Source organism: Bradyrhizobium sp. CCGB12, assembly GCF_024199845.1.
Classification (GTDB): domain Bacteria; phylum Pseudomonadota; class Alphaproteobacteria; order Rhizobiales; family Xanthobacteraceae; genus Bradyrhizobium.
Genome location: NZ_JANADO010000001.1, coordinates 4,743,546 through 4,757,925, shown reverse-complemented (window position 1 = coordinate 4,757,925; position 14,380 = coordinate 4,743,546). Strand labels below are relative to the sequence as shown.

General features: G+C 63.9%; 14 protein-coding genes. 12 read left to right on the top strand and 2 right to left on the bottom strand.

The annotated features are described in order from the left end of the window. Positions 1-11: 11 nt before the first annotated feature. The 10 genes from NLM27_RS22235 (at position 12) to NLM27_RS22190 (ending at position 11,261) form a co-directional block, all read left to right on the top strand. Positions 12-887, top strand: a complete 876-nt coding sequence (locus NLM27_RS22235; protein ID WP_254145352.1) for a phosphoribulokinase — start codon at positions 12-14, stop codon at positions 885-887. Between the two features lie 28 nt (positions 888-915). Further along, positions 916-2,946, top strand: a complete 2,031-nt coding sequence (gene tkt, locus NLM27_RS22230; protein ID WP_254145351.1) for a transketolase — start codon at positions 916-918, stop codon at positions 2,944-2,946. Then, positions 2,943-3,950 (top strand): type I glyceraldehyde-3-phosphate dehydrogenase, encoded by a 1,008-nt coding sequence (gene gap, locus NLM27_RS22225; protein WP_254145350.1) that lies wholly within the window; start codon positions 2,943-2,945, stop codon positions 3,948-3,950. Before tkt ends, gap begins: the two co-directional genes overlap by 4 nt. 31 nt (positions 3,951-3,981) lie before the next feature. Continuing rightward, positions 3,982-5,067: a class II fructose-bisphosphate aldolase gene (fba, locus tag NLM27_RS22220; protein WP_254145349.1), complete on the top strand. Its 1,086-nt coding sequence runs from the start codon at positions 3,982-3,984 to the stop codon at positions 5,065-5,067. Between the two features lie 38 nt (positions 5,068-5,105). Then, on the top strand, positions 5,106-6,566 hold the full coding sequence (locus tag NLM27_RS22215) for a form I ribulose bisphosphate carboxylase large subunit (protein WP_254145348.1): 1,461 nt from the start codon (positions 5,106-5,108) through the stop codon (positions 6,564-6,566). 11 nt (positions 6,567-6,577) lie between these two features. Then, on the top strand, positions 6,578-6,985 hold the full coding sequence (locus tag NLM27_RS22210) for a ribulose bisphosphate carboxylase small subunit (protein ID WP_254145347.1): 408 nt from the start codon (positions 6,578-6,580) through the stop codon (positions 6,983-6,985). Positions 6,986-7,084: 99 nt separating this feature from the next. Then, on the top strand, positions 7,085-8,017 hold the full coding sequence (gene cbbX, locus NLM27_RS22205) for a CbbX protein (protein WP_254145346.1): 933 nt from the start codon (positions 7,085-7,087) through the stop codon (positions 8,015-8,017). Further along, entirely contained in the window at positions 8,014-8,751 is a 738-nt protein-coding gene (gene rpe / locus NLM27_RS22200; RefSeq protein WP_254145345.1) for a ribulose-phosphate 3-epimerase, read from the top strand. Before cbbX ends, rpe begins: the two co-directional genes overlap by 4 nt. 261 nt (positions 8,752-9,012) lie before the next feature. Beyond that, the gene (locus NLM27_RS22195; RefSeq protein WP_254145344.1) at positions 9,013-10,869 is read left to right on the top strand and encodes a bifunctional diguanylate cyclase/phosphodiesterase; all 1,857 of its coding nucleotides are present in this window, start codon (positions 9,013-9,015) and stop codon (positions 10,867-10,869) included. A gap of 179 nt (positions 10,870-11,048) precedes the next feature. After that, on the top strand, positions 11,049-11,261 hold the full coding sequence (locus tag NLM27_RS22190; RefSeq protein WP_254145343.1) for a hypothetical protein: 213 nt from the start codon (positions 11,049-11,051) through the stop codon (positions 11,259-11,261). A gap of 21 nt (positions 11,262-11,282) precedes the next feature. Here NLM27_RS22190 and NLM27_RS22185 read toward each other — a convergent pair whose 3' ends face one another. Together NLM27_RS22185 and NLM27_RS22180 are read right to left on the bottom strand one after the other, a co-directional pair. Continuing rightward, positions 11,283-12,650, bottom strand: coding sequence for an FAD-binding oxidoreductase (locus NLM27_RS22185; protein WP_254145342.1), 1,368 nt, complete (start codon positions 12,648-12,650; stop codon positions 11,283-11,285). 39 nt (positions 12,651-12,689) lie between these two features. Continuing rightward, on the bottom strand, positions 12,690-13,379 hold the full coding sequence (locus NLM27_RS22180; protein WP_254145341.1) for a GntR family transcriptional regulator: 690 nt from the start codon (positions 13,377-13,379) through the stop codon (positions 12,690-12,692). 109 nt (positions 13,380-13,488) lie between these two features. On the opposite strand from NLM27_RS22180, the gene NLM27_RS22175 reads away from it, so the two are divergent. Together NLM27_RS22175 and NLM27_RS44005 are read left to right on the top strand one after the other, a co-directional pair. Continuing rightward, positions 13,489-14,151, top strand: coding sequence for a transporter substrate-binding domain-containing protein (locus NLM27_RS22175; RefSeq protein ID WP_375142262.1), 663 nt, complete (start codon positions 13,489-13,491; stop codon positions 14,149-14,151). Then, positions 14,078-14,374: a transporter substrate-binding domain-containing protein gene (locus NLM27_RS44005; RefSeq protein ID WP_375142261.1), complete on the top strand. Its 297-nt coding sequence runs from the start codon at positions 14,078-14,080 to the stop codon at positions 14,372-14,374. Before NLM27_RS22175 ends, NLM27_RS44005 begins: the two co-directional genes overlap by 74 nt. The last annotated feature ends 6 nt before the right edge of the window (positions 14,375-14,380 follow it).

Here is a 14,380-nt window from a genome sequence, read left to right as displayed (position 1 = left end):
CGAGGTGACGCATGTCCAGGAAGCACCCGATCATCTCCATCACCGGCTCCTCCGGCGCCGGCACCACCTCGGTCAAGAAGACCTTCGAGCAGATATTCTTCCGCGAGAAGGTTAACGCCGTCTACATCGAGGGCGACGCCTTCCATCGCTACGACCGCGCTGAGATGCGCGAGCAGATGGCCAGGGAGGCCGAGCGCGGCAATAAGCATTTCAGCCATTTCAGCCCCGAGACCAATTTGTTCGAGGAGCTGGAGCGCGCCTTTCGCGACTATGGCGAGACCGGCACGGCGGTGACGCGGCATTACGTCCACGACGCCGAGGAATCCGCGCTGCATGGTGCAGCGCCCGGCACCTTCACCGACTGGGAACGGCTGCCGGAGAACTCCGACTTGCTGTTCTACGAAGGGCTGCACGGCGCCGTGGTCACGGATAAGGTGAATGTCGCGCGCTATGCCGATCTCAAGATCGGCGTCGTGCCCGTCATCAATCTCGAATGGATCCAGAAGCTGCACCGCGACCGCAGCGCGCGCGGCTATTCGACCGAGGCCGTCACCGACACCATCCTGCGGCGGATGCCCGACTACATCCACTACATCTGCCCGCAGTTCACCGAGACCGACATCAACTTCCAGCGCGTGCCGACGGTGGATACCTCCAATCCCTTCATCGCGCGCTGGATCCCGACGCCGGACGAATCGATGGTCGTGATCCGCTTCAAGAATCCGCGCGGTATCGACTTCCCCTATCTGCTCTCGATGCTGCCGCACAGCTGGATGTCGCGTGCGAATTCGATCGTGTGTCCGGGCGCGAAGCTCGATCTCGCCATGCAGCTGATCCTGACGCCGCTGATCATGCAGCTGATCGAACGTAAGCGGAGCCTGAAATGATCCGCATTTCCAACAACGGGAGGACCTGATGAACATCTCGGTTCATGCCGAAGCCGACCTCTACGCAGTCGCGCACAACGATCTCGCCAACGCCGTCCGCTTCCTCGCGGTCGACGCCATCGAGACCTCGCAGTCCGGCCATCCCGGCCTGCCCATGGGCATGGCCGACGTTGCGACCGTACTGTTCTCGCGATTCCTGAAGTTCGACTCGGCGCATCCGAACTGGCCGGATCGCGACCGCTTCGTGCTCTCGGCCGGCCACGGCTCCATGCTGCTCTATGCGCTGCTGCATCTGACCGGTGGCGATGTCAGCCTCGAGGACATCAAGGCGTTCCGGCAGTGGGGCTCGAAGACGCCGGGTCATCCCGAATATGGCCATACGCCAGGTGTCGAGACCACGACCGGTCCGCTCGGGCAGGGGATTGCGACCGCCGTCGGCATGGCGCTTGCCGAGCGCATGGCCAATGCGCGGCATGGCGACGGCCTCGTCGATCACTTCACCTATGTGATCGCCGGCGACGGTTGCCTGATGGAAGGCATCAGCCAGGAGGCGATCTCGCTCGCGGGTCATCTCCAGCTCTCGCGCCTGATCGTCCTGTTCGACGACAACGGTATCTCCATCGACGGGCCGACGTCGCTGGCGACCTCCGATGACCAGCTCGCGCGCTTTGCGGCCTCCGGCTGGTCCGTGCGTCGCATCGACGGCCACGATCCCGAAGCCATTGCACAGGCGATTGCGGAAGAGCGTGAAACGACAAAACCGTCACTGATCGCCTGTCGCACCATCATCGGCTATGGCGCTCCGGACCGCCAGGGCACCGAGAAGGCGCATGGGGCTCCGCTCGGCACCGAGCAGACGACGGCGGCGCGCCGGACGCTGGGCTGGGACTATCAGCCCTTCGTGGTGCCGATGCCCATCGCGAAGGCGTGGCGGATGATCGGACAGCGTGGTCAAGTTGCACGTCTCGCCTGGCTCGATCGCTATGAATGCGCGACGCCGGAGCAGCGCGATCTGTTCATCGAGGGCAAGACCGTTGCCCTGCCGAACGCCTATGCCCAGGCCTCGGCGAAATTGCGCGAGCGCTTTGCCACCGAGCGCCCGAAGGTCGCAACGCGCCAGGCTTCGCAACAGGTGCTCGACGGCATCGCCGGGACGATTCCCGGCCTGGTCGGCGGCTCGGCCGACCTGACGCATTCGAACCTCACGCACGCCAAGGCGCAAGTCCCCGTCGCGCGCGGGGCGTTCGCCGGCGACTACATCCACTACGGCATTCGCGAGCACGGAATGGCCGCCGCGATGAATGGCCTCGCGCTGCATGGCGGCTTCATCCCCTATGGCGGCACCTTCCTCGCCTTCTCCGACTACAGCCGGCCGGCGATCCGCCTTGCGGCCCTGATGCGGCTGCGCGTCATCTACGTGATGACCCACGACTCCATCGGCCTCGGCGAGGACGGCCCGACGCACCAGCCGGTCGAGCATCTCGCCGCGCTGAGGGTGATTCCGAACCTTCTGGTGTTCCGCCCCGCCGATGCGGTGGAAACGCTGGAGGCCTGGGACTGCGCGCTCGAGGCCGAGGATCGTCCGTCCGTGCTGTGCCTGTCGCGTCAGGCGCTGCCGACCTTCCGCAGCGACGTGCGCGGCAGGAACCGCGTCGCACGTGGCGCCTATCTGATCGTCTCGCCCGATGGCGGACGTGATGTCACGCTGATGGCAACGGGCTCGGAAGTGTCGATCGCGCTGGAGGCCGCGCGTCTGCTCGCGACCGAGCACATCCGCGCGGCCGTGGTTTCGGCGCCATGCTTCGAACTGTTCGAGGAGCAGCCGGAGGACTACCGCGCCGCTGTTCTCGGTACCGCGCCGCGCGTCGGGATCGAGGCCGCCGTGCGGGGCGATTGGGCGCGCTGGATCGGGACTGACGGCGAATTCGTCGGCATGCGCGGCTTCGGCGCCTCGGCGCCGGCACCTGTGCTGTATCGCGAATTCGGCATCACGCCGCAAAGCATTGCGGAAGCGGCCAGGCGCTCGGTCGCACGTCGGAACGAGGGAAAATCAGCATGAGCCTGCGTGTCGCCATCAACGGATTTGGCCGGATCGGTCGCAACGTGCTGCGCGCGATCGCAGAGTCCCGCCGCAACGACGTCGAAGTGGTCGCGATCAATGATCTCGGTTCAGTCGAGACCAATGCGCATCTGCTGCGATTTGACTCGGTCCACGGCCGGTTTCCCGGAGAGGTCAAGGTCGACGGCGATACGATCGACGTCGGCGGCGGTCCAATCAAGGTCACGGCGATCCGGGATCCCGCGCAACTGCCGCACCGCGCGCTCGGCGTCGATATCGCATTGGAGTGCACCGGATTGTTCACCTCGCGCGAGAAGGCCGCTGCGCATCTCGAGGCCGGCGCGAAGCGCGTGCTGGTTTCGGCGCCGGCAAGCGAGGTCGACCTCACCGTCGTGTTCGGCGTCAACCATCTCAAGCTGACCGATGGCCACATCGTGGTTTCCAACGCCTCGTGCTCGACCAACTGCCTCGCACCGCTCGCGCAGGTCCTGGACGAGGCCGTCGGCATCGAGAAAGGTTTCATGACTACGATCCATTCCTACACCGGCGATCAGCCGACGCTCGATACCTTCCACAAGGATCTCTATCGCGCCCGCGCCGCGGCGCTGTCGATGATCCCCACCTCGACGGGCGCGGCCAAGGCCGTCGGGCTGGTGCTGCCGGAGCTGAAGGGCAGGCTCGACGGTGTCGCGATCCGCGTGCCGACGCCGAATGTCTCGGTGGTCGACTTCAAGTTCGTCGCCAGGCGCCCAACGAGCGCGAAGGAAATCAATGACGCGGTCCAGGCTGCCGCCGGTGGACGGCTGAAGGGCATCCTCGGAGCCACGGACGCGCCCAACGTGTCTACCGACTTCAACCACGATCCGCGGTCCAGCATCGTCCATCTCGACCAGACCAAGGTCATGGACGGAGATCTGGTGCGGGTGATGAGCTGGTACGACAACGAGTGGGGCTTTTCCAACCGCATGGCCGATACCGCCGTTGCGATGGGCCGGCTGATCTGAGCTGACGCAAGACGAGAAACGGAGAACCGCCTTGGCACGCATTACCCTTCGACAATTGCTGGATCACGCCGCGTCCCACGGCTACGCGGTGCCGGCCTTCAACATCAACAACATGGAGCAGGGCATCGCGATCATGCAGGCGGCGGCCGAGGTCGACGCGCCCGTCATTATCCAGGCCTCCCGCGGTGCGCGCAGCTACGCTGGCGATCTCATGCTCTCGCACATGATCGATGCGCTGGAGCGGACCTATCCCGACATCCCCCTCTGCATGCACCAGGACCACGGCAATGACGAGGCGACCTGCGCGTCCGCCATCGCCCATGGCTTCACGTCGGTGATGATGGACGGCTCGCTGAAAGCCGACGCCAAGACGGCGGCCGACTATGACTACAACGTCGCGATCACCCGCCGCGTCGTCGATCTCGCCCATTGGGTCGGCGCGTCCGTCGAAGGCGAGCTCGGCGTGCTCGGCTCGCTGGAACATGGCGGCGGCGAGCAGGAGGACGGTCACGGCGTCGAAGGCAAAGTCAGCCACGATCAGTTACTGACCGATCCCGACCAGGCGGTCGACTTCGTTCGCGCCACCAAGGTCGATGCGCTCGCGATCGCGATGGGCACCTCGCACGGCGCCTACAAGTTCAGCCGCAAGCCTGATGGCGACATCCTGGCGATGCGGGTTGTCGAGGAAATTCACCGCCGGCTGCCGAATACGCATCTCGTGATGCACGGCTCCTCGTCCGTGCCGCAGCCGCTGCAGGATATGTTCAACCAGTTCGGCGGTGAGATGCCGCAGACCTGGGGCGTGCCGGTGGAGGAGATCGTCCGCGGCATCCGAAGCGGCGTGCGCAAGGTCAACATCGACACCGATTGCCGTCTCGCGATGACCGCGGTGTTCCGCAAAGTCGCCGCGCAAACGCGTTCCGAGTTCGACCCGCGCAAGTTCCTCAAGCCCGCGATGGATGCGATGCGCGAGCTCTGCCGCGATCGTTTCGAGCAGTTCGGCACTGCGGGCCATGCAAGCAAGATCAAGGTGACTCCGATGAGCGAGATGGCGCGGCGGTACCGTGCCGGCGAATTGGATCCGCGCGTCGATGCCCGCGAGCCGGTCGCGGCCTAGTCAATCAGAGAGTGCAAAGAGAAGAGCAGGAGAGAGACATGAACGCACATGCAGGCACGGTCCGCGGCAAAGAGCGCTATCGCTCCGGCGTGATGGAATACAAGCGCATGGGCTATTGGGAGCCCGAATACACGCCAAAGGATACCGATGTCATCGCGCTGTTTCGCGTTACGCCGCAGGACGGCGTCGATCCGATCGAAGCGTCCGCCGCTGTCGCCGGCGAATCCTCGACCGCGACCTGGACCGTGGTGTGGACCGATCGGCTGACCGCCGCGGAGAAATATCGCGCAAAATGCTACCGCGTCGACCCGGTGCCGGGCACGCCGGGCTCATATTTCGCCTACATCGCCTATGATCTCGACCTGTTCGAGCCCGGGTCGATCGCCAACCTCTCGGCCTCGATCATCGGCAACGTGTTCGGCTTCAAGCCGCTCAAGGCGCTGCGTCTGGAGGACATGCGCTTCCCGGTCGCCTATGTGAAGACGTTCCAGGGACCGGCGACCGGCATCGTGGTCGAGCGCGAGCGGCTCGACAAGTTCGGCCGGCCGCTGCTCGGTGCGACGGTCAAGCCGAAGCTCGGTCTTTCGGGGCGCAACTACGGCCGCGTCGTCTACGAGGCGCTGAAGGGCGGGCTCGACTTCACCAAGGACGACGAGAACATCAACTCGCAGCCCTTCATGCACTGGCGCGACCGCTTCCTCTACTGCATGGAGGCGGTGAACCGCGCGCAGGCGGCCTCCGGTGAGGTGAAGGGCACCTACCTGAACGTCACCGCGGGGACGATGGAAGACATGTACGAGCGCGCGGAGTTCGCCAAGGAGCTCGGCTCGGTCATCGTCATGATCGACCTCGTGATCGGCTACACCGCGATCCAGTCGATGGCGAAGTGGGCGCGCCGCAACGACATGATCCTGCATCTGCATCGCGCGGGCCACTCGACCTATACGCGGCAGAAGAGCCACGGCGTGTCGTTCCGTGTCATCGCCAAATGGATGCGGCTCGCCGGTGTCGATCACATCCATGCCGGCACCGTGGTCGGCAAGCTCGAAGGCGATCCCAACACCACGCGCGGCTACTACGATGTCTGCCGCGAGGAGTTCAACCCGACCAGGCTCGAGCACGGCATTTTCTTCGACCAGTCCTGGGCGAGCCTGAACAAGATGATGCCGGTCGCTTCCGGCGGCATTCATGCCGGCCAGATGCACCAGCTGCTCGATCTCCTGGGTGAGGACGTCGTGCTGCAATTCGGCGGCGGCACCATCGGCCATCCCATGGGCATTGCAGCCGGCGCGATCGCCAACCGCGTGGCGCTGGAAGCCATGATCCTCGCCCGCAACGAGGGCCGCGACTATGTCCACGAGGGCCCAGAGATCCTGGCCAAGGCCGCTCAAACCTGCACGCCGCTGAAGTCGGCGCTCGAGGTCTGGAAGGACGTCACCTTCAACTATCAGTCCACCGACACGCCGGACTTCGTGCCGACGGCGCTGGAAACCGTCTGAGGAGATTTGACATGAAACTGACCCAGGGCTGCTTCTCGTTCCTGCCTGATCTCACCGACGACCAGATCTACAAGCAGGTGCAATACTGCCTCGCCAACGGCTGGGCGGTGAACATCGAGTTCACCGACGATCCGCATCCCCGCAGCACCTATTGGGAGATGTGGGGCCTGCCGATGTTCGATCTCCAGGATGCCGCCGGCGTGATGATGGAGCTCGCCGAGTGCCGTAGGGTGTACGGCGATCGCTACATCCGTATCAGCGGCTTCGATTCCAACCATGGCTGGGAGTCGGTGCGGATCTCGTTCATCGTCAACCGGCCGCCGCAGGAAGCTGAGTTCGAGCTGGTGCGGCAGGAGGTGGGGGGACGCGCGATCCGCTACACCACGGTGCGAAAGCCGGCCGCGCACGCCTCTCACTAACCGTTCTCCTCCGCGCGGAGCACTCCCTGCTCCGTTTCCTTGGCGGACCACTGCTTCGCCGCTCCCCCCGCGGCGAAGCTCTTTTCTTCGAGGGTAGTCATGCTGGATGTTCCGCACGCAACGACCGCCGATCCCAACGAGACCAGCTTCGATCTCCGCAAGGAGGCCGAAGCGGCCGGGATCACCGATACACTGCAGCAGCTCGAGCAGGAGCTGATCGGGCTCAAGCCGGTGAAGAACCGCGTGCGCCAGATTGCATCGCTGCTGCTGATCGAACGTATGCGCCAGCGTGCGGGACTGGCATCAGCGCCGCCGACGCTGCACATGTCGTTCACCGGCAATCCCGGCACCGGCAAGACGACTGTCGCGTTGCGCATGGCAAAAATCCTGCACGGCCTTGGCTTCGTGCGGCGCGGGCAGGTGATCTCGGTGACGCGCGACGATCTCGTCGGCCAGTATATCGGTCACACCGCGCCGAAGACCAAGGAGATATTGAAGAAGGCGATGGGCGGCGTGCTGTTCATCGACGAGGCCTATTATCTCCATCGCCCCGACAACGAGCGTGACTATGGCCAGGAGGCGATCGAGATCCTGCTCCAGGTGATGGAGAACCAGCGCGAGGACCTGGTCGTGATCCTCGCCGGCTATGGCGAGCGCATGACGAGCTTCTTCGCCTCCAATCCCGGCTTCCGCTCGCGTATCGCGCACCACATCGAATTTCCGGACTATGCCGAAGCCGAGCTGCTCGTCATCGCCGAGCTGATGCTGAAGGAGCGGGGCTATCGCTTCTCGGTGGCAGCGCGCGAGGCGTTCGAGAAGTACATTGCGCTGCGCCGGACCCAACCGTTCTTTTCCAATGCGCGCTCGATCCGCAACGCCGTCGACCGCATCCGCCTGCGGCAGGCCGATCGCCTGGTGTCCGATCTCGACCGCATGCTCGACATCGCCGATCTCGAAACCATCGATCCCATCGACGTCCTGGCAAGCCGCGTCTTCAGCGGCGGCGCCGACGCGCGGAGTGCAAAGCCATGATCAGAGAGATCATTATCGCTCCTTCGATCCTGGCTGCGGATTTCGCGCACCTCGGCGAGGAGGTTGCGGCGATCGATGCGGCCGGGGCCGACTGGATCCATTGCGACGTCATGGACGGGCATTTCGTGCCGAACATCAGTTTCGGTGCCGATGTCATCAAGGCAATCCGACCGATGACGAAGAAGGTCTTCGACGTGCATCTCATGATCGCGCCGGCCGACGCCTATCTCGAGACGTTTGCGAAAGCCGGCGCCGATGTCATAACTGTTCATGCCGAAGCTGGCCCGCATCTCGACCGCTCGCTCCAGGCGATCCGCGCGCTCGGCAAGAAGGCCGGTGTGAGCCTGTGTCCCGCGACGCCGGAGAGCGCCATCGAATATGTGCTCGATCGTCTCGACCTCGTGCTGGTGATGACGGTCAATCCCGGCTTTGGCGGCCAGTCCTTTCTCGACTCCCAGCTGGAGAAGATCGCTCGGATCAAGGCCATGATCGGCGGCCGGCCGATCCGGCTCGAGGTCGACGGCGGTGTCACGCGCGATAATGCTGCAGCCGTGGCTGCGGCGGGCGCCGACACGCTTGTGGCCGGTTCCGCCGTGTTTCGCGGCAAGAGCGCGGCCGAATACGCAGTCAATATTGCGGCCATTCGCACCGCCGCTGAGGCCGGCCGAGTTCCCAAGTTGCAGGACAGTTCTGCGCAGCGGATGCGCGTAAGCGACGGAGGCCGTATCCGATAGACTACGGGAGGCGTGAGCATCGGAAGAACGACGCGCCTGTCCCAAGGCGCGGCACTTTCTCCGGGGATCTACGGAGTTAGCGCGATAAAAGTTATCAAGCTTTTCAGGCCTGAGTAACCAACAGGTTTGACACGAAGATTCGGTTAACCCCCGCGCAATGCTGGGCGTCGCAGTTTGCGGTCGAGGAACGCGAGAGAGCGCGGGGATGCGGATCCAGCACATTGGCGGGCATGAGGCCCGCGCGCGGCGCGAGGCGATGCCATGAGCATGCATCGCTTGTTCGCCGAGCAGCTTCGCTGCGCCACCGATGCGGCCGGACAGGTCGACGTCGTGAGGCTGGGTGAACTCGTCAGCGCTGCCTATGAGACCAGCGATCGCGACCGCCAGCGGATGATCGAGGCACGCGCGCACACGCAGGATGAGGTCGAGCAAGATCTGCTGCGGACCCAGGAATTCCTCGATAGCATCGTCGAAAACATTCCGATTGCCGTCTTCGCGAAATGCGCGAAGAGTTCGCGCTACATCCTGCTCAACCGCGCCGGGGAAGACTATTACGGCATGCCGCGCGAACAGATGCTGGGCCGAACACCCGAAGAGATTTTCCCGGCCGACGTCGCCCGCGTGGTCTATGAGCAGGATCGACGCGTGGTTGCCAGCGGCATGCCGATGTTCCTCGAGGAGCATCTGCTCGAAGTGGGCGTCAAAGGCCGCGGCCGTGTCGTCAATTCACGCAAGATGCTGATCAAGGATACCGACGGGGAACCGCAATATCTGGTTGGCGTGATCGAGGACGTCACGGAGCGTATCACCACCCAGGAACGGATCAGCCACCTTGCGCATCATGACGTGCTGACCGATCTGCCGAACCGCAGTGCCTTCAACGTCGCGCTGGACGAGCGATTGGAGCGGGCGCAGGAGGCGTCGACCAGCTTTGCCGTGCTCAGCCTCGATCTCGACCGCTTCAAGGAAGTCAACGACGTGTTCGGTCACCCCGTCGGCGACATGCTGATGCGGGCGGCAGCCGATCGACTTGCCGCCGAAGCCGACGGCGCTTTCGTCGCCCGCATCGGCGGCGACGAGTTCATGATCCTGATGCCCGCCGATATCAGCCGCGAGGACGTGCTGGCGCTCGCTGAGCGGCTGGTCGAGACCATCGGCAGCGAGCTCGAGGTCGACGACTATCTCTCCCATGTGGGCCTCAGCGTCGGCATCGCGTTCTATCCGGATGACGGCGTGAATGCCGCCACGCTGCTTGCCAACGCCGATTCCGCGCTCTATCGCGCCAAACGGGAGGGCAGGGGCAGGGTCCGATGCTTCGAAACCGTGATGGACCAGGAGCTGCGCGACCGCAGGCTGTTGCAGCACGATCTGCGACGGGCGCTGGAGCAGCACGAGCTCCTGGTCTATTTCCAGCCGCAGGCGCGCATGGAGGGCGAAGTCATCGGCTTCGAGGCGCTGCTGCGCTGGAATCATCCGACGCGGGGCTTCGTGCCGCCGGACCAGTTCATTCCGCTCGCCGAGGAGAATGGATTGATCATCCAGATCGGCGAGTGGGTCTTGCGCGAAGCATGTCGCGAGGCGGCCTCATGGCCGAGGTCGTTGCAGGTCGCGGTCAATCTGTCTCCGGTCCAATTCCAGGCGGGCGATCTCGAACGGTCGATCCACCAGATCCTGCAGGAAACGGGGCTCGCGCCGACGCGGCTCGAGGTCGAGATCACCGAGGGCGTGCTGATCGGTGATTTCAACCGCGCACTCGATCTGCTGCGGCGGCTCAAGGCGCTCGGCATCCGCATCGCGATGGACGATTTCGGCACCGGCTATTCTTCGCTGTCCTATCTGCAGTCGTTTCCATTCGACAAGATCAAGATCGATCGCAGCTTCATCTCCAATCTCGAGGCGACGCCGCAATCGGGCGAGATCGTTCGTGCGGTCCTGAGTCTCGCGCACGCCTTGAATATCCCGGTCATCGCCGAAGGTGTGGAGACGGAAGCGCAGCGCGCCTTCCTGGCGCGCGAGGCCTGCGAGGAGATGCAGGGCTATCTGGTCGGCCAGCCCGATCTGATCGAGCGCTATCTCGACCTCGTCGGCGTGACCGTCGAGCGCCGCCTCTACGCCTAGCCTTGGCGGTGTCGCGGCGGAAATTCGGAGCGCGGGGCCGCGCCGATGGAACTTTGGCTGCCCCACGCATTTCCTAGAATTGGCTGAGGTTAGGGTGCGCGCAGCAAAACTTTTGCATGACCGCCATCGCCCTGACGCAAATCGAGGCAATATACTGTGTGAATGCGAGGGAGGGTCTCATGGAGAACGTACGTCGCTACCGCGCGCTGGCGTCCCTCTGTCGCCAGCAGGCCGCTTACCGGCCGCTCCAGAACTGGCAGCTCCTCGGCCAGGCCGAACATTTCGAATATCTCGCGGAAGTCGAGCTCAAGGCGCACTTTGACGCGTGCAATGCACAAGGCGACGAGGACGTCGCCGAAGCCGTGGCATGGAAGACGCCTGCCGCGGCGTGAGGGCGTAGAGATCCTGGATGATCAAAGCAGGCCGCGGCTTTCGGCGCTTTTGAGCTCGTCCATCAGCACCTTGTTCTCGTAACGCGCGAGCGAGAGAACACTTGCGAAGGACGGTGAGGCAGCACCCACCACGGCCCGCGCGCAGAGATCGCCGGCCGCGCAGGCTGACATCGTTCCATAACCGGACAGCGCAGCTGTCAGGAACACGCCCGGCGTCCTGGCCGGACCGATCAGCGGCCAGTTTTCCTTCGTCATTGGATAAAAGCCGCCGTAATGGATCCGGTCGCGTGGCAGGGCACCGAGATATTGCCTGAGTGCGGGCTGGAGGCGGCTGGCGGCGCGCAACACGATTTCCGGGAAGTACGGATTGAGTTCTGGCTCGCGGGTGGGTTCGGACGGTTCCGAATTGAACGCCCAGCCAAGCTTGATCCATTGGCCGTGATCCCCGCCGTCCGGGCGGCAGTGAATGCTGCCGGGCATAGGCGCCAGCAACCGGGCCAACTCGGGCGCAGCTGCCAGCGCCTCGCGTTCCTCGGGTGACCAGGCGAGCGTCTGGCCGTCGAGATCAATCGCAAACGGCATCTTGCGATCGACGGCGCGATCGCGATCGACGAAAGCGATCTTCTGCTGAAGGACATTGTGCATCGGCAGCTTCTCGCCATGCATCGCCGAGATATGCGAGGCAAATGGTCCCGCCGCATTGACGATGATATCGGCCTTGATGCCCTGGCGCTCGCCGTCGGCGACGACATCCACCAGAAACCGGTCCGTCCTGGCGATGCCGACCACGCGCGCCTGCTGAAACTGGGCGCCCAGCGGGCGCATCGTCTCGAGCATGTACTGGCCGAGCTGCTGACCGCTGATGTCGCCGGCCCGGCGGATGTGAAGCGCGGTCGCGATCTGGTTGTCGAAGGCCGGATAATAGCGCCGGATGAAATCGCGGCCGCGCAGCACATCGACACCGTCGGGCGCGGTCTGCCAGTCCGCGGACAGCGGCGGCGAATAGGTCTGGCTGGAGCCCTCGTGCTGGCGGATCAGTCTTGCGGACGAGGCGCCGTAGCCGGCATCCAATTGACGGAGAAGCTCGTCCGGCTTTTCATCGCGCGTCACGAGCAGATAGCCGCGCCGCGTCATGTGGATGCGGTTATCGGTACGGCGCGCGATGTCCTCCATCAGGTCCGTGCTGTGGTCGGTAAACGCCGCCATCGTCGGATGCGGCCACCAGTTGCGATAGTTCTCGCCGGACTGCGCCGACGTCAGCGCCATCGGTTGACCTTCATCCACGATCAGGAGGCGCGAGCGCTTGTGCTCGACGGCGAGGTAATAGGCTGTGGCAAGGCCCGCCATGCCCGCGCCGATCACCAGGATTTCGACGTCGTTCGTCTTCAAGAGTAGTCTCCTCAATCGGTGGCGTGATCGGTTTCCCGATCAGTCGGTCTCGTCCCGCGACGCATGACGTTGTGCCGATCGCAGCGTCTTCTGCGTCTGCACGACGTGCTCGCGCAACAGGCGCACGGCCTTCTCGACTTCGCCGTCGCGGCAATATTCGAGCAGTTGATAATGCTCGCGTTGCGGTCGATCCTTTCCGGTCGCCCGCGACACGAGGGTGCGCGTGAAGCGGCTCACGTGGCCGTAATTGGCCTCGATCATCGCAAGCAAGCGAGGGCGATTGCAGGGCGCGTAGAGCGCCTTGTGGAAACGCCAGTTGAACGCGCCCCATTTTTCCGGATCGGGCTCGTCGTCGTAGGAGCGCAGGATCATTTTTGCGTCGTCGTGATCGATGTCGCTCATCGCGGGGATGGCAAGGCGCAATGCGTGGCATTCGAGCGCAATGCGGATCTCAAGCAACTCCACGACTTCGTCGACGGAGAGATCGGAGACGACCGCTCCCCGGTTGGGCAGGAACGTCACGAAGCCTTCCGCCTCAAGCTGCCGCAATGCTTCCCTGACGGGGATGCGGCTGGTGCCGAATTTTTCGGCAAGCTCGTCTTGCCGGAGCTGAAGGCCGGGCGCCAGCTCGCCCGCGCTGATCGCACGCCGCAGCGCCTCGCGCACGGCGTCAGGTGCGGAGCCGTGACTGCCGCCACTCCGTTGTTTTGTCGCGGCTTCCGATTTCATCCGGCATCCCGTCGCAGTTGGCTGGCCAGATTGTATAAAATCACTTTGTAGATTATGCAATAGTGTGTATAAAATATCGAGTGATTGTATCCATTGCAGGAGTAGGGCCATGAAAGGGTCGTTGTTTTCGCTGATGGTTTTGGCTGCGGTCGTGGCGCCAGCGGAGGCTCAAACGCCGGGTGGGACGCTGGCCAAGATCAAGGAGGTCGGCGAGATTCGCCTCGGGCATCGCGATGTTTCGGTCCCGTTCTCCTATCTCGACGGCAACCAGAGGCCGGTTGGTTTCGCGATGGACCTCTGCGCGCGCATCGTCGACGCAGTGAAGGAGGAGCTGAAGCTCCCGGCGCTGCAGACCAAGCTGCAGCCGATCCAGCTCAGCACGCAGATTCCGCTGATCGAGAACGGGACCATCGACATCGTCTGTGGTCCCGCTACCAACACGCTGGAGCGTCAGAAGGTGGTGGCCTTCAGCAACACCATTTTCGTCTCGAGCATTCGCGCAGTGGTCCGGAAGGACGCGCCGATCAAGTCATTCGAGGACCTGAAGGACAAGGCAGTCGCGCTGACCACAGGCTCGACGTCGATTGCCCTACTGCTGGCACGCAGCCAGGAGAAGAAGTTTGAGGTGAAGCAGGTGCTGTCCCCACCACGCCGCATCGTTTCTCGCGCTCACGACCGGTCGCAGCGACGCCTTCGTCATGGACGACATCCTGCTCGCGGGGCTCATCGCGGGCAGTCCGACGCCGGACAACTGGCGGATCATCGACGATAGCCTGCGCACCGAGCCTTATGGGCTGATCATCCGCAAGGGCGATCCGGAGTTCAAGGCATTGGTCGACAAGACGCTGGTTACGATGATGAAGAGCGGCGAATTTGCGGAGCTCTATGCGAAATGGTTCACAAAACCCGTTCCGCCCAAGAACGTGAACCTGAACTTTCCGATGCCGGTGCCGCTCAAGGACGCGGTCGCCAATCCGAACGACAAGGGAGTTTGATCGCTC

Excerpts from the sequence above, each read along its gene's own strand:
- gap (WP_254145350.1), top strand. The coding sequence starts at position 2,943 with ATGAGCCTGCGTGTCGCCATCAACGGATTTGGCCGGATCGGTCGCAAC.
- cbbX (WP_254145346.1), top strand. The coding sequence starts at position 7,085 with ATGCTGGATGTTCCGCACGCAACGACCGCCGATCCCAACGAGACCAGC.
- NLM27_RS22235 (WP_254145352.1), top strand. The coding sequence starts at position 12 with ATGTCCAGGAAGCACCCGATCATCTCCATCACCGGCTCCTCCGGCGCC.
- NLM27_RS22210 (WP_254145347.1), top strand. The coding sequence starts at position 6,578 with ATGAAACTGACCCAGGGCTGCTTCTCGTTCCTGCCTGATCTCACCGAC.
- NLM27_RS22180 (WP_254145341.1), bottom strand. The coding sequence starts at position 13,379 with ATGAAATCGGAAGCCGCGACAAAACAACGGAGTGGCGGCAGTCACGGC.
- NLM27_RS22175 (WP_375142262.1), top strand. The coding sequence starts at position 13,489 with ATGAAAGGGTCGTTGTTTTCGCTGATGGTTTTGGCTGCGGTCGTGGCG.
- NLM27_RS22195 (WP_254145344.1), top strand. The coding sequence starts at position 9,013 with ATGAGCATGCATCGCTTGTTCGCCGAGCAGCTTCGCTGCGCCACCGAT.
- NLM27_RS22190 (WP_254145343.1), top strand. The coding sequence starts at position 11,049 with ATGGAGAACGTACGTCGCTACCGCGCGCTGGCGTCCCTCTGTCGCCAG.
- NLM27_RS22215 (WP_254145348.1), top strand. The coding sequence starts at position 5,106 with ATGAACGCACATGCAGGCACGGTCCGCGGCAAAGAGCGCTATCGCTCC.
- tkt (WP_254145351.1), top strand. The coding sequence starts at position 916 with ATGAACATCTCGGTTCATGCCGAAGCCGACCTCTACGCAGTCGCGCAC.
- rpe (WP_254145345.1), top strand. The coding sequence starts at position 8,014 with ATGATCAGAGAGATCATTATCGCTCCTTCGATCCTGGCTGCGGATTTC.
- NLM27_RS44005 (WP_375142261.1), top strand. The coding sequence starts at position 14,078 with ATGGACGACATCCTGCTCGCGGGGCTCATCGCGGGCAGTCCGACGCCG.